General features: G+C 59.5%; 14 protein-coding genes. 4 read left to right on the top strand and 10 right to left on the bottom strand.

The genetic code is table 11. The annotated features are described in order from the left end of the window. Positions 1-85: 85 nt before the first annotated feature. The 6 genes from BMY90_RS02100 to BMY90_RS02075 form a co-directional block, all read right to left on the bottom strand. Complete coding sequence (locus tag BMY90_RS02100) at positions 86-2,701, bottom strand: GAP1-N1 domain-containing protein (RefSeq protein ID WP_092700910.1); 2,616 nt, start codon at positions 2,699-2,701, stop codon at positions 86-88. Then, on the bottom strand, positions 2,701-3,549 hold the full coding sequence (locus BMY90_RS02095) for a TRAFAC clade GTPase domain-containing protein (protein WP_092700907.1): 849 nt from the start codon (positions 3,547-3,549) through the stop codon (positions 2,701-2,703). The genes BMY90_RS02100 and BMY90_RS02095 overlap by 1 nt, the downstream gene beginning before the upstream one ends. Further along, positions 3,546-4,427, bottom strand: coding sequence for a TRAFAC clade GTPase domain-containing protein (locus BMY90_RS02090; RefSeq protein ID WP_139201663.1), 882 nt, complete (start codon positions 4,425-4,427; stop codon positions 3,546-3,548). The genes BMY90_RS02095 and BMY90_RS02090 overlap by 4 nt, the downstream gene beginning before the upstream one ends. Positions 4,428-4,552: 125 nt before the next feature. After that, positions 4,553-5,572: a GTPase-associated system all-helical protein GASH gene (locus BMY90_RS02085; protein WP_092700901.1), complete on the bottom strand. Its 1,020-nt coding sequence runs from the start codon at positions 5,570-5,572 to the stop codon at positions 4,553-4,555. After that, positions 5,569-6,918, bottom strand: a complete 1,350-nt coding sequence (locus tag BMY90_RS02080) for a metallophosphoesterase family protein (protein ID WP_175481471.1) — start codon at positions 6,916-6,918, stop codon at positions 5,569-5,571. The genes BMY90_RS02085 and BMY90_RS02080 overlap by 4 nt, the downstream gene beginning before the upstream one ends. Before the next feature lie 156 nt (positions 6,919-7,074). After that, positions 7,075-8,169 (bottom strand): site-specific integrase, encoded by a 1,095-nt coding sequence (locus tag BMY90_RS02075; RefSeq protein ID WP_092700895.1) that lies wholly within the window; start codon positions 8,167-8,169, stop codon positions 7,075-7,077. Between the two features lie 105 nt (positions 8,170-8,274). On the opposite strand from BMY90_RS02075, the gene BMY90_RS17380 reads away from it, so the two are divergent. After that, positions 8,275-9,219 carry a DNA-binding protein gene (locus BMY90_RS17380; protein WP_092700892.1) on the top strand — a complete coding sequence of 315 codons (945 nt, stop codon included), beginning with the start codon at positions 8,275-8,277 and terminating at the stop codon, positions 9,217-9,219. Between the two features lie 85 nt (positions 9,220-9,304). After that, a complete protein-coding gene (locus BMY90_RS17375; RefSeq protein ID WP_175481470.1) occupies positions 9,305-9,514 on the top strand; it encodes a nucleotidyltransferase family protein in 210 nt (69 codons plus the stop codon). 541 nt (positions 9,515-10,055) lie between these two features. Here BMY90_RS17375 and BMY90_RS02060 read toward each other — a convergent pair. Together BMY90_RS02060 and BMY90_RS02055 are read right to left on the bottom strand one after the other, a co-directional pair. Next, entirely contained in the window at positions 10,056-10,367 is a 312-nt protein-coding gene (locus BMY90_RS02060; protein ID WP_092700889.1) for a type II toxin-antitoxin system RelE/ParE family toxin, read from the bottom strand. Next, positions 10,364-10,648 carry a type II toxin-antitoxin system ParD family antitoxin gene (locus BMY90_RS02055; protein WP_092700886.1) on the bottom strand — a complete coding sequence of 95 codons (285 nt, stop codon included), beginning with the start codon at positions 10,646-10,648 and terminating at the stop codon, positions 10,364-10,366. The genes BMY90_RS02060 and BMY90_RS02055 overlap by 4 nt, the downstream gene beginning before the upstream one ends. Before the next feature lie 653 nt (positions 10,649-11,301). Here BMY90_RS02055 and BMY90_RS02050 point away from each other — a divergent pair. Together BMY90_RS02050 and BMY90_RS17540 are read left to right on the top strand one after the other, a co-directional pair. Continuing rightward, positions 11,302-11,712 carry an ester cyclase gene (locus BMY90_RS02050; RefSeq protein WP_092700883.1) on the top strand — a complete coding sequence of 137 codons (411 nt, stop codon included), beginning with the start codon at positions 11,302-11,304 and terminating at the stop codon, positions 11,710-11,712. A 56-nt stretch (positions 11,713-11,768) separates the two neighbouring features. Next, positions 11,769-12,185 (top strand): MarR family winged helix-turn-helix transcriptional regulator, encoded by a 417-nt coding sequence (locus BMY90_RS17540; RefSeq protein WP_369501456.1) that lies wholly within the window; start codon positions 11,769-11,771, stop codon positions 12,183-12,185. Positions 12,186-12,408: 223 nt separating this feature from the next. Here BMY90_RS17540 and BMY90_RS02040 read toward each other — a convergent pair whose 3' ends face one another. Continuing rightward, entirely contained in the window at positions 12,409-13,254 is an 846-nt protein-coding gene (locus tag BMY90_RS02040; protein WP_008214253.1) for a sulfotransferase family protein, read from the bottom strand. An 83-nt stretch (positions 13,255-13,337) separates the two neighbouring features. Continuing rightward, the gene (locus BMY90_RS02035) at positions 13,338-14,345 is read right to left on the bottom strand and encodes a LacI family DNA-binding transcriptional regulator (RefSeq protein ID WP_008214250.1); all 1,008 of its coding nucleotides are present in this window, start codon (positions 14,343-14,345) and stop codon (positions 13,338-13,340) included. Positions 14,346-14,361 lie beyond the last annotated feature (16 nt).

Here is a 14,361-nt window from a genome sequence, read left to right as displayed (position 1 = left end):
TGGCGAGGTCCCCCCGCTTTGAGTAGCGGGACGGTTTGGAGTCCGGGGTCAACGTGCACCAGGCCCAAGTGCGATGGCCAGCAGTCTAACTCTTGCGCTTCGCATGACTAAGAAGCCGTAGCGAGTCCATCTGCAGCTCTTTGGGCAACTCTCGTGCGGCTTCCTCTAGCTTCACAAGATATCGTTCGCCCTGCCATCGATCGCTAATGCGCCTGAAGATCGACTGTGGGTTTTCCGAAAGCATGGCGCAAACTAACAAATCATACGGTGGCCAAGACGAATCCATGAAGGCGCGGACAAGGTCACCTTCAATCCACTTGGCCTTACTCATCGCCCAAGGCCAAGCACCTCGTTCGCGAGCTCGAGCTGCTTGGTAAGCTACAGGGAAGGTGGCTACTACAAGTGAGCTGGCAGGATAACGGACCAAACGCAGCGCATATTGCAACACCTCGAATGCCGTGCCAGTAGCGCTTTGGGGGTCTTTTGCGAATGCAGTCGATAGCAAATCAGCCCACACGATATAGGCGTTCTCGCCATAGTTGGCTTGCCAACGAAAGAGGGACAACGATAGCGGCTCTATGCGGCTCACGAATTGAGCGCGCAGCCGACTGTCCCCGGAGCAGAGCACTACAAGATTCCGACCGACGAACTGCTCGCTTCCGCGCTGTCGGAAGGCGTACTCCATGAGTCTATCTACTGATTGGCCTGCCTCGACGAACGCATATGCGAGATCCTCAATCAGGGCGGTAGGCACTGCCAGATCCGTCATCGCATACTTCAGCAGGGCATCGAGCAACACAGATCCCCGGAACTCATCCAGCAAGGGCAGCACCTTCATTCCAATCGTAAATTCGTGCCCGTTTGAAATACCCTTGACACCAAGCAACCCAGCAATGGCTCGAAAGGTCAGCTCGGGCTCATTGGCGAGCATTGTGAATACACTCTCCAGTCGGACTTCATCGCCAGCAAGCGTGGCGATCTCCTCAGTGCTTGCATTATCAAGGAGAGCTGTTAAGACAGAGATCTTTCGGAGCTCACTGAGCTCTCGAGCCTTGGAAAGCCAATCGATATCTGGCCCGTGCAGCGTCAGCGTTGACGAAAGAAAATGCTCTGTCTCCGGGGTGTACTCAAATTCCAGTATCGCTCCTCGCAAGGGCTCGAGCTGACCGTCGCACCACTGAATGAAAACCTTGTTCAGTGCCATTTGGTCGAAGCGCGTGGCAAGCCAGATATCAGAGAGGGTCCGCTTCACATCCTTCCAGCCGAGCTCTTGCATCAGGGCACTTAACAGCGCGCGCCATCGATCTGAGCGGAATCGCGCGGCGACACTGCGCAGCAATCGTCGCTTGCTCATAGAAGGTGCCGTCTGCGCAATGTCAGTCAGCGCTTCAATGCCCAGCTCGCTCGGGTGCGATTCGTAGTAATCGACCAGCGCACGCGCGAGGTGCCTGCTAGCGATCACGAGACGCGAGCTCACTGCACTAGGGAGATGCCATATTTCAGTAAGATTGAAAGCGTTTGATTGAGCCAGGCCCTCGCCAATCCATGCATCGACGAGCGGAGGAGTGTCTCGATCCGTGCTCTCAAGCGTCACGACGTGAGACAGAGAGTCTTGCGGCGACCTGCCCACCAAACAGATGACCGCCTGATGGAGGTGTCGCCGTAGAGAAGACGGAATACGCCCCCTGGGAAGTTTAGTAAGCAGCGCGGTCAGAAACATCCAAGCCTGATCAATGGGAAACTCAAGCGCCACCCGCGTCGCGGCCTGCTTGATGACTGGAAAGATTCCAGTTGCCCCATCCAGAGGGGGGCGACCACGCACACGGAGGATATCCAACAGGCCGAGCACGGCTGTCGGCGACTCAGCTGCGCTGTTCACTAACTCCTTCCAACGTAACGACATGCGCAACGAACTCTCGTCTATGCGCTCGAATTCGGGGACAAACCCCAATGCGGAATCGACCTCGAGGCGGGCACGATCCTTGTCAAAGATGCGGCGAACCAAGTCGGCTGTCCAACGGTGACGCGACTTCTCCGCACCTGTCTTGGTTGCATCGATCCTCCGTCCGGACCAGCTAGTGAACCGCGCTCGGGCATCGGAAGGGGCAAACAAGAGATCGAAAGGACGTCCCTCGATGAATCGAGGCGCCAAAGCGTAGGTGCAAAATGCGAAGTTGGATCGAATGCTCGAAAGGAGTGCGCTCTCAAGCCTTAGCGCAATCAGTTCCGCCTCTGCGCAGTCAAACATGACGATCGGCTGTCTATCTTCAAGGAAGAGCGCCTCCACTAGCTCAAATCGCCGCGGATCTTTGACCACTGAGTCTGAAGGCAACGTATGCTCAACAATGCCCATGACCTCAAACGGCGGCCTCTGAAAAGATGGAAGCAAGGCGGCAATATCAGGCAATTCCACCCACTGCCATATGGGTATCAGCAAGCTTTGTGTCCACACGCAACCGGACCTTGGCGCACCTTCATCCTGCCAAGTCTTGGCCAAGACAAAATGCTCACCGCTGGGCAGGGGGTAGCCCGTGAGATACGGGGCGAAACGTTCACCAGGCCGCAGTTGTCCGGCCATGTCTGACAGGCGATCGACTACGTCCTGATCCAACCTGGAAAGTCGGATAGTCGCCGACAGCAGCTGGTGCCCGCTGCGATAACCATGTATCTGCTCATCAAAGTGAGGGCTGGGGAGATCCATTACTTCGCTCGAATGCACCATGCCAATGGCGAAGTTAAATCTTGGGAGTACTGGAGTTCGTCATTCGCCTGTTGAACAATGTATCCCCGGCCCTGAATGCTGTTGGACGCTAGGAATTCTTCCTTGAACAGCAGATCTTCGGCGGGATCTCCCCCAAGTATGCTCACGCCGAACACGCCGATTTCTAACCGCGTGATGTCCCGCAGGCGCCCAGCCAACATCGGAAACTGTTGCCGGATGTAGCGCTCCGGCCCTTCTTCTTGCTCCTCAGGGGAGAGCAAGTCCCACGCCGTGACCAGCACAGCCACGCGTGGCGCAACACCGTTTTTCCTCGCGAGCGCGATTTCGAGGAAACGAAGGAGTTCGCAGAGCATGACCTGCGTGGGCGTATCGGTGGCATCAGCAGGTTCACCAGGCTGATGCTCCATGCTCCGCTTGGTTGCCACCCAGTCGAGGGGTTTGACTACATCTTGTGAATGAACACGCAGCAAGAGCAAAACGGCATTGCTTGAATGTAGTCGGTCCATCCACTCCTTCGGCAGTTCGGAGTTAAGAACTGCGGCCTTCCACAGTTCGCCCCGCACGTCCGGAACCATAAGTGGCATCACCTTGCCGGACGATGGGTCAGTTACCTCTAATACAAAGGGCCTTGGCTCTTCATTCTGATTGGAACGCGGCGCAAACTGCCCCTGGAGCAAATGCAGCACCAACGATTCCACGTACGTGATGTCATCAGGAGTGCCGTGCGGTTTGACCGCACAACCCTTCTCAGTGAGCGCAATCCAGGTTCGCGCTAGAAAATTAGTTTTCCCCGAATCGGGTAGCCCAATCAGCAATACGGGGTTCATACATCACCCTCCGCATGGCACCTATAGCGGAGCATTTCGCGGGCACCGATGTCATGCCGGCCAGACCCGCTCGCGATGAGACGTGCCGGGCGCTCAGCAGCAGAGGCGTGAATCAGCTGCTCAACGCCTTCGCCCGGCTGAACCTCGGAGTCTTCTCCCGCAAATGACGCAACCAAATGAACAGTTGCTTCGAAGCCGCGCTCCTCGGCCAAAGTCTTCATGCGATCAAGGATATCCCTTGGAACGTCCACCACATCTCGCCGCGTAGCCACAAGGAAAACAGGGGGGTACGGTGGGGTTAATAGTGACTGGAGCCGAGTAAGCAACAGTGATAGGCGGTGCAGTTTCAGCAGATGCTGCCCATTGGTCAGTCCGCGTCCGTCGACTATTAGCCACAGCACATCCGCCGAGTCCAAGAAATCCCAGCGATCCGTGCGTGCCTCATCAATCAAGGATTCGGTCCATTCACCCGGTAAGTCCGGAATCAGGAAATCTGCAACCCTTTCTAGATTCATCGCACGCAGACGCAGGTGCAAAAAGCCTGGAATTCGCTCATCAGCCATCTGGGTGTGGTCGGTTAGCTGTTCCGGCAAGCGACCATTATTCCAGTGACGAGCCCCCTTGCTGATTTGTTCAAAGCCCATCAACGTCTTGCTGTCAGCGAACGCATAGTCCGCCAGACGATCATGGGCGACCAACAAGTAGAGGCTGGCCAGTAGCGCTGTTTTTCCCGAATCGGGAGCACCCAAGATACCCACCGTATGACAGTAGCGGTTGGCGGACAGTTGAGCGACTTCAGCCAATCCGAAAGTCGTACTGGCGGGAAACCTTGGGTTTTCTTCCGGTGTGGGCAGGGCTGGTGCGAGTCCCGTCTCCACCTCGATTTCTTCATTTGCCGGTGAGATTGGCGCTATCCGCCGGGGGCACTGTGCCGTCGGATTTCCAAGGACGCAGATGCCCGTCACCGCGACGGTGCAATCCGGCTGCGTGCATCCATCCACGCTCACGACTCGGCCTGCGACGCGAGCACTTGGCGGGCCAGGGCGGCCTCCGTGAGCACTCGTCTAACCCATGTGGAAAAGGAGTGCGCACAATCGTCATCGCTCCCCGTTGTCTGTCCACTAATCAGCGAAGAGAGCAGGGGGAATACGGCGCGATGATTTGGCACCAACTCTTGTAGGTGTTCGAGACCCTGACGCAGGGCCCCTATATCAGCCGCCGTCGCCTCGATAAGCCCGCTCAACGTGCAGCTCGAATCGGAAGGAACGAAGCGGAGAATAATCTGATAATGAGATTCGGCGGGCAGGTGTCGAAGCTTGCCAGCCATCTCCAGCCCTCCCGCCAAGAAGCCGGCCAGATCATCTCGGCGAGAAAAATGCGTCCGCAGGAGACTACTCCAGTCGGCCAGCACCCACCACAGCAGATCGATCTCCTCCCGGTCCAATTCTGCGTTCCACCGCAACGCGTCAACGGCTTGGAGCAGGGCATCTGGGCGCGCGTCGCCCTCACTCTCTTCTTGCTCCGCACCTGAGAAGCTTTCGACTTCGATTCGCTCCCTGAGCGCTTCAGCGCGTTGTGCCACTCGGCCGAGGGCCGCCTCCAAAACTTCCTTTCGCAGAGCTTCAAGCCGTGCTTCTGCCAAAGGCTTTTGGAATCGCAGGCCGGATGACAGTGCGCAGGCAAACGCATCGCGTGCATCAAAGCTCGCGTCATCTGATGCGGTGCTAGCTAAACACCTTAGGGCGGCTGCCAAGCTGCACACCAACGCATCCAGCTCGCCATCCTCAATCGAGAAAGACGGACTATGCAGCGCGATGACTCCCGCCGTTTGCTCGCCCAGCTTTTTCGGGAGCTTACCTTCTCGGACGCCGCGAACTAGGTCGGCCGCAAGTTGCAAAGCGCTCAGCGGCGTTTCTTCGGTAAGGTAGGCTTTGCACAAGCCTTCAATTGCAGCGCTTCGCTTCTCAACAAGTTCATCGCTGGGCTGCAGATTAAAAATTCGGACGTACCTTGCCACGTTCATCGGCCAGAATCCTTCGTCGGAATCGATTTGGAAATTTGCGACTGCTCGTCAATCGCATGCTTGAGCCTCTCTAACCCGTCGCCGTGCCTCAAGCTATCCAGTGCCCGCGTTTCGTCTGCATGGGTTAGCGGCGGACTGAAGTCAGCGGGCAAAACGTCGAGTGCTACTAGAACAGCTACCCGCTGCCTTGGCGAAAGGGCGCGAAAGAAGCGGTAACGCAGTTGTGGGTAGATGTCGGGGGCGCTGTTCATATCGTCGTTCGGGCGCAAGATTTCTTGCTCGATTGATGGCGATACTTGGAGACTCACCTCGTCAGGGACTCGCGATACCTCAATCGCTTCCTCACCCGGTGGTGTGGGGCGCCGCAACATGACCACGCGATTGCGCCCACCCAGGCGCGTATCATCAGGGCCAAATTGCTTGCGCTCCGGCATCCAGGCCCGCGGGTGAACCGTCACTGCCAGAGCCTCTTCTTCGGCCACCCACGCGAACTCCAACACGTTATAGGTATAGGCTACTTCGGTCTCGTTCTCGGGGCGTGCTGCAGCGCCAGCCGCCAACATCATCAGCTGGCCGCCATGCTCGAGATCTAAGACTTCGAGTTTCGGGTCATGCTCGTGACCAGTAATGAGAACGCGCGCTCGATTGAGAATGTAGCCCTTGGCATCCGTGGAATCCTTCAGCCAGTCCAGCGGGTGGTGAATGAGGACAACAACCTCTTCGTGATCTTCACAGGCGATTGGCCACTGCCGCCGTCCAAGCAGCAGATGCCCCTTCTCATCCTTTTTTCTACAGGTAAGCGCGGAGTTGAGACCTACAAAGCGTAGTACACGACTTTGATCGGGCGTGAGATAATACGACTGTGCCTCGGGACGCCCTCCCTCGCGATCGAGTGGACAGTTGTACGCCAACGCAAAGGGCTGATATGCCTCGAATCGCCGGTAAAGCGTATCCCTGTCGTGGTCGGTCTCAAGGAACCCTTCCAGGCTGGCCTGTCCGTTGTTCCGGATGTCGTCCAGCATTAACTGGGCTCCCTTGTCGATAGTGGCCTGATCGATGTCGTGGTTACCTGGCACCATCATGACTGCTGTGCGATCACAGCCTCCTGCCGCAGTTAGCAGATCAAGCCACGTTCCCGCGTCCTGGTACTGCGCAGCCTTGCCGCTAAAGGCGATGTCCCCTGTAACTAATACACCCGATACTTTTTTGTTCGGGAGGGTACCCACGAATCGGCGGACGTCCTCAATCAACTGCGCCTTGACATCATTGTTGATGTGAAGAAATCCATTCTTCTCCTGGCCAAAATGGATGTCCGACAAATGAATAAAAGCAACTGAGTCCGTCACGTCATACCGCCTCGTTCCATCGATAGGCCGCGCCGTGGGCCATGAATTATTGGGGTTTGCGCCAGTCGTAACTATACGGTGTTCGGATGCACGGTTGGCTGCCATCTTGACCGAATCCGACGACTATTTCCGTACCGGAAAAGCCCATCCGAGGCATCAGCCGCTCCCATCATCCAGTAAGCGTGCGGCGGGATTCTTGTCGACCGACCCAGCCTGGAAGTAGCCCACCACGCTGGACGCCGCCCGGTGCTCGGTCATCGCCATGATCGCCGGCAACGCCACGCCCTGGCGGCTGGCCTCGGTGACGAAGCCCGAGCGCAGGCTGTGGCCGCCGAAATCCCCCTCCAGCCCCGCCAGCCGCGCTCGCCGCTGTACCAGCTCGCCCACCGCCGCCGGGGAGAGGGGAGGGCCGACCCGGTCCTTCCACAGCCGCCGGAAGATGGCCCCCTCGGTAATGCCGGCCGCGCTCAGCCAGGCTTCCAGCGCTGCGGCCGCCCGATCGAGCACCGGCTTGTCCGGCGTGGAAGCCGCAGTGACGCCGCCTTGCTGGGTCTTGCTGTGCTCGAGGCGATAGATGTACGCCTGCGGGCCGATCCGGCGCAGGTCGCGCAGATCCGCCGCGGCGATCTCGCTGCGCCGGCGTCCGCCGCTGGCGAAGCCGAAGCAGAGCAGGGCGCGATCGCGCAGGCCTTCCAGCGAGTCGTCGCAGGTGGCGAGCATCGCCTCGAGCTCAGGCAAGGTGATCGCCGTCTTCTTGCGTGCCCGCTCGCCCCGTTTGACCGCGGCCCGGGCGGCGCGGCTGAGCACGGTGCGGATCGCCGGCTGTTCGCACGGATTCGGCAGTTGCTTGAGCCGGTGGGCGGTCGAGAGCACGGCGACCCGATGGCGCACGGTGGCCAGCGTCCACGGACCGGGTTTGGCCTTGAGGCCGGCAGCCACCAGGGCCTGGTCGACCGCCGGCGGCAGTTCCCACGCCAATTCGCCCTCGGCCGAGCGCCGCACCACGTGGTCGACCACGAACTGCAGCACGGTGGCTTCGGGGACCGGCAGCGCCAGCTCGACGCCGTAGCGCGCCGCGTGCCAGCCGGCCCAGTAGCGCAGGGCGCTGGCGTAGCTGCGGGTGGTGTTGGCCGCGGCCGCCTCGGCAAGCAGTTCGCGCACCGCGTCGGCGGCCTGCTGGGCCAGCTGTTCGGGCAACGCCAGGCTGGACGCGGGTTGCGCGAGGGTCGGAAGGGCGAAAATATCGTTCATAGTGTGTAATGTATACTACGAAATAGGGCGCCTACCCACGATAATCATCACTTATCACCAGTACGTAATCAACCGGGCAGGGCGCCGACAAGGGAGACATCCGCGATGGCCAAAGGCATCACCCAAGACCAGGTCAGCGCCGCCGCCGATGCGCTGGTGACCGCCGGTGAGCGGCCGACAGTGGAGAAAATTCGGGCGCGGCTCGGGACGGGCTCGCCCAATACCGTGACCCGTATGCTGGACACCTGGCGGGGCGCACTAGCCACGCGGCTGAGCCAGGTGCTCGAATTGCCTGAGCTGCCAGGGGATGTGGGGCAGGCGTTTACCGAGGTCTGGCGCCTCGCCACGACCCAGGCGGGGTCGCTGGCGCAGGCCGCCCTCGCGCAAGAGCAAAACGCCCTGCTGGCCGCTCAATCGGCACTCACTCAAGAGCGAAAGCTCTGGGACATCGCGCTCGCCGAAGCCCAGGAGGTCGCCCAGAGTGCCGATCAGGCTCGTCAGCTCGCCGAAACGCGACTGGCGGACATGCAGCGTCTCGTCGAGCAACAAGCGGGTCAACTGGCAGAGCTGACCCAGCAACGCGATACCTGGCAGCGGCGTGCTGAGCAGTTGGACGATGCGTTCGAGGCGCACAAAGGCAGCGTGGCGGCCGAGCGTGAGTCGCAGGCGTCGCATGTTCGGGCGGTCGAAGATCGGGCGCACGCCGAAATCGATCGGGCCCGGGAAGAATCCAAAATACTGCAGGCAACATTGCGCCGGCAGGAGCGGGAAGCATCAACCATGGCCGCACGGCTGGAGCGCGCGCTGGATTCTGCTCGCGTGGCCGAGCACCGGGCCGCCGAACAACGGACTTGCGCCAAAACCTTCGAGCAGCAACTGGCCCGGATGGATGGCGTTCCTGCAGCCTTGCTGGCGGCTCAGCAGTCCCTGCAGGCGGCCCTGCAGCGAGAAACGATTCTACAAGCCAAACTGGATCATCTGGCCAAGGGCAACAGGACCCCTGCCGCCGTCAGGAAAAGAAAGCCTCGGAGTGCGTCAGGGGCGAGCTAGGATTTGGGCCAATGGGTACCGTATCATAAAATTAGCGGGCCTCAGCTCGATCGGGTGTCTGGTGTGTCATGGGCGTATCGCGCGGGTGTTCGGCTCTGTCTTGCATGGCCTGGACACGGACAACAGCGACCTCGACATCCTCATCGACTCAACGCCAGAGACGACGTTGTTCGACATCGGCGCGATTCGCCACAAGCTCGGCCAGTTGTTGGGTGTGCCGGTGGATGTGCTGTCGCCCAACGCCTTGCCCGATGGCTTCCGAGCCACGGTGCTCGCAGAGGCACGTTCCGTATGACCCGTGCGGCCCAATCTTAAGTGTCGATTCCAATGAACACCGTGACTCGACAGAAATGCGTGCGAGCGTTGGAATCTGTACAACTCGATCCGTGCGCCGCAGCGCCTGACCAGAATTCTCGGGGCCAATTGCACAGAAAGTCTGCGTCGTCTGTTCAACTTTTTCCGTAGCCAACAAAGCGTTCTCCGCTGCGTAAGGTTCGCTGCGTTGCATTCTTTGGTTCGAGGTTGAGGGTCGGCAGGGATTCGTCCAAAAACCGGCAATCTCGCGCGTAAGTTTGCGATATACCTTGCGATCTTGCTTCGACGCTGACCTTCGGTGTCGGCGTCGAACACTGGCGCGGTCGCGCGTGCCCGTGTATTTCGTACTACGGTACATAATGCGTCATTACGTAATGAACATTGGGGCTTGTTCAGTTTCGTGGCGTCGATTCTAAGGCGGGATAATCCGGAGTTATCCCGCCTTACCTGCCGCAGAGCGTTGCTCGGTGGCTTTGGGCAATACGTGTGAGCACGTTCGCCTGTATCCGCCGCAAGGCGTCCTACGACTCTTGCAGGACGGCCTCGTAATCTTGGCCACCGTAGAATACGCCCACGATGGCCACCGCCTCAGCAGCCTTGCTCACGACAAAGGCAATCACCGCATTGCCACGATAGTTGGTGATTCGCAGTCCAGGAAATAGATCGTCGCGAGACGTTCCTCGCTCCGGGAACGTCGTCAGAGTTTCGCAGTAAGCCACGATGGCATCGACATACCGGGCCGCCGGGATCGGCGAGCTAGCCTCGGCAATATACTGCTCGATGACATCGAGGCGATCTTGCGCCTCGGGTGAAAAAATGACGCGCCAGCTCACGCCCGCGAGCGGCCGGTGCGTGCAGCCCTTTTCGAGGTGAGGTGTTTGCGCACCTGGTCGATCGGAATTCCGCGCGACGGATCACTTTCAAGTGCTTCGGCCGCTGGCACCACCTGGTCACGCAACCAAGCTTCGACAGCCTTGTCGCGGGCAGCCAACGTGCGCAAGCCATCGCGGATGACTTCGCTTTCGGTCGCGTACTCGCCGGCGGCGACCTTCGATCGCACTAAGTCGGCCATTTCATTCGGAAGGGTGATGCTGAACTGCTGTGTGGTGCGCATACGTGGCTCCTCGAGAAGCGTAGGATTAAATCCTACGCCATCGCGCGAAAACTGCAAGCACTCTACGACCATTTCCCCAGAGGGGGCGGTTGGTTACGGATGAGATTGCCGGTTTTTGGACGAATCCCTGCCGATCCTCAGGTTTGTATGCGCTGCTTCCCCCAGTGTCGAGGTCTGTGTGCGCCAAATGAGGGAGTTTGGTGTCGTGGGTGTAGAGGTCACTCTGCGGAGAACAATTACCTCAAAGTTGTGAACTCGACTCCGTCGAGGTAGCGTACGACCACAATGCATGGCTAAAGCCTGAAAAAGAGCGCACATCAATGTGTTACGAGCCTCAGCGCAGCAAAGTTGTGACTCAGTCTGGTTCTTTTGGGGCGGAGCACTGAAGTCGTGATCTGCGCAGCGCAGAGCTAGAAACAATACAAAAGCGGCTTCTCAAGCGGGCTAGATCACGAGATTAGTTGGGGAACCTGGGGAGATGTACCAGAGGCGCTTGCGGGGCCGTCTGGGGGTCTTGGCGATTGCGCATAATGTATATTATGTAAAATTACAAAATGACTTGGTCGGCTGATGTCTGCGGTCCCAATAGATAGATGTATACAGTTTTACTGTATATAATGCTGAACATAATTTTGATTAGCTAGAGTGAAGCCATGTCCGAAATTGCCAACAAGGAAGTCGTCCGCCGCTTCAATATCGAGGTCATCCAGGAAGGCCGACGTGAGGCCTTTGACGCGTTAATGGCTTCCGATTTCGTCAATCGGTCGGCACCGGCCGGCACACCCAACGATGCGGAAAGCATGTGGAACACGTTTAAGAACATGCTCCACCCGGCGTTGACGGACCTTACCGTGATCATTCACGAACAGATTGCCGAAGACGACAAAGTCAGTACGCGCAAGACCATCCATGGCGTTCATACCGGACAACTGCTGGGAATCGCTCCGACCGGTAACGCGATTTCGATCGATGTGATCGACGTCGTACGTGTACGTGACGGGCGATATATCGAGCATTGGGGAATCAACAGCTTGTCGAGTGTGCTGGCGGGACTCAGGGCTTGAAGCGGCACGGAACAAACTTCGCACCTGACGACGATATCTTCGGGTTGGCGGAGCGCATGCGGCAGGTGCTGGGCGATTTCGTTCGAGCTGCACGCGCGCAAGCAGACACCCCGAGTACAGCCCGTGCGGAAACACTAGGCCTTCTCGATCGCGAAGGAGCGATGAGTACCGCCGCACTGGCCGAGCGTCGCAGCGTCAAGCATCAGAGTATGCGTCTGGTCGTCGCTCAGCTTAAGGCAGATGGGTTGATCGGACAGACTGCGGCCCCCCACGACCGTCGAAGTCAGTTGGTGACTCTCACGACAAGAGGGCACGCTGCGCTAATCAAGGACCGCCGAGCTCGTGCCGAATGGCTTGCCGCGGCTTTGCGCAACCAAGTAACTCCGCAGGAGCACCAGACGCTTGATGCTGCGGTCTCCATTTTGAGAAGGATTGCGATGGCTTCTTGGTGCGAAGGATCGGAGGACAATTAGTGCTCCGTAGCTAGTTGCGGACTAACCGCGTACCCCTACGTGAAGGAGCGCGCCGCCTCCCCTCACCCTCGCAAGTCAACTCCGGACCTCCGCGTACGCAGCTGTGCAAGCACTTGATCGCGTATGGCGATGAGGCACGCGATCGACTCGTTGTGTTTCAAAGGAACAATGGTGCGATCAGCTTATGACAAGGTTAAGTGGAAGGCGACAGCACTCGTGTCTCTTACACGATCGGCACCTGGCTGACGTTGTTCTTCGGGTCCATCCAGAACGACTCGTTGACGAAGCGGCCGAAGATTTCGCGTGGCAGGATCGAGGTGCGTTCGACCGGCTCCACTTTCGGGCGTACGGCGTGCAAACCCGGCATGCCGACGCGGGCGTCGAATTCGTCCGCGGCATAGGCGATGTGGTCGAAGTCGTGTTCGAACCAGGGTTCGCCGAGGAACTGGTAGACCGCGCGCATGGCGGCGGCGGGATTGCGCACCAGGCTTTCGTAGGTCAGCAACAGCAAGTGGCCTGGCGCGTATTGGCCGTAGAACGCATCCTTGGTGGCCTGGAAGGCGAAGCCGACCATGCCGCGTGGATCCGTCAGTGCCTCGACGCGCGAGTACACCGTGGTATTGGTGTCGAAGCGGAATACCTTACTGACGCCGACCGGCTGTTTGCGCACCAGGCGTTCCATGCTGTCCAGCACCCATGACAGCTGACGCACGCAGGCGATGACCTTCGCTTCCGGAAACAGCGTGTCGAGCATCGGCATTCGGCTGCACCACAGCCGACTGGTATCGAACACCACCGCGGCATCCGCCTGCCCTTCGTAGAAGTTCTCGACCAGGCCACGCAACATCGCGGCACGCTGCGCGTCGGAGACGTCGAACGAAAAATCGTTCTTGCTGCTCGCCTCGGCAATCACCACGCCCATGATGTCGGCCAGCGGGCTGGTCATGCCGGCGCGAAAACGCGGGTTCTGGTTGAGGATCGCGGCCAGCAGCGTGCTGCCTGAGCGTGGCAGCCCCGAGATGAAGTGGAACTTCCGGGCGGGTTTCGCGATGTCGGATGCGGCTGGCATGCAGGCACTCTCCTCTGGATCGGTGGTGTGGATGGCGCAATCGTGTTCCGCTCGGGGTGTCTGTCGGCTGGAACGCGATCAGGCTACACGGTGGGCGCGGTGGACGCGCGGATGCACATTTCGTAGTCGACCTCGACCATCTTCGGCTCGCCCTTGTTCAACACCCGCAGCAGCAATTCCTGGGTGGCACGCCGGCCCATCTCGCGCACGGGCTGGTGGATGGTGGTCAGCGGTGGCCACACCTGGGTTGCAATGGTCGTGTCGTCGAATCCGCAGATGGACATGTCGCGCGGGATCGATACGCCGGCTTCCGCAGCGGCCCAGATCGCACCGACGGCCATGTCGTCGTCGGCCGCGAAGATCGCGGTCGGCCGCTGCGGCAACGCCAGCAACTGGCGCATGGCAGCCACGCCCGACTCGAAGGAAAACCGGCCCTGCACCATGTACGCGGGGTCTTCTTTCAGTCCGGCGCGCTTGAGTCCGTCCCGATAGCCCGCCAGTCGCCAGATGCCGGCGCCATGTTCCGGGTCGCCCAGAATATGCGCGATGTGCCGATGGCCCAGTGACACCAGGTGATCCACCATCGCTGCGGCGGCTTCGCGCTCGCGCAGTATCACGCCAATGCATGTCTCCGGGTGCCGCGGCGCGATCGAGGCGAACGGCACACCGTGCTGGCGCAGGCATTCCAGCAGTTGCGGATGATCCGTGAGCGGCGGCGTGAGGATCAGTCCGTCGGGCTGGTGCCGCGTGAGAATGTCCTCGATCCGCTCGACGAAATCCGCCGAGGTGGAGACCAGCGGCTGCACCATCATGCTGTAGTGCTGCGCCTCGCACGCCTCCAGCACGCCGGCCTGCACTTCCATGATGTAACTGGGCGAACGGTTGTCGTACAGCAGACCGATCATGAAGGAACGGTTGGTCGCCAGGCTGCGCGCCGAGGTCAGCGGCCGGTAATTGAGCTCCGCGACCACCGACAGCACGCGCTGGCGCATCGACTTGCTGACATTCGGATCGTTGTTGAGTACCCGTGAAATGGTCTTTTTCGACGTCCCCACCGCACGGGCGACATCGCTGATGGTCACGCGCGTCATGAAAGTCTGGCCTGAT

The organism is Rhodanobacter glycinis, assembly GCF_900114325.1.
In the GTDB taxonomy this organism is placed as follows: Bacteria; Pseudomonadota; Gammaproteobacteria; order Xanthomonadales; family Rhodanobacteraceae; genus Rhodanobacter_A; species Rhodanobacter_A glycinis.
The sequence above is the reverse complement of the archived record's forward strand: the minus strand, read 5'-3'. Positions and strand labels throughout refer to the sequence as shown.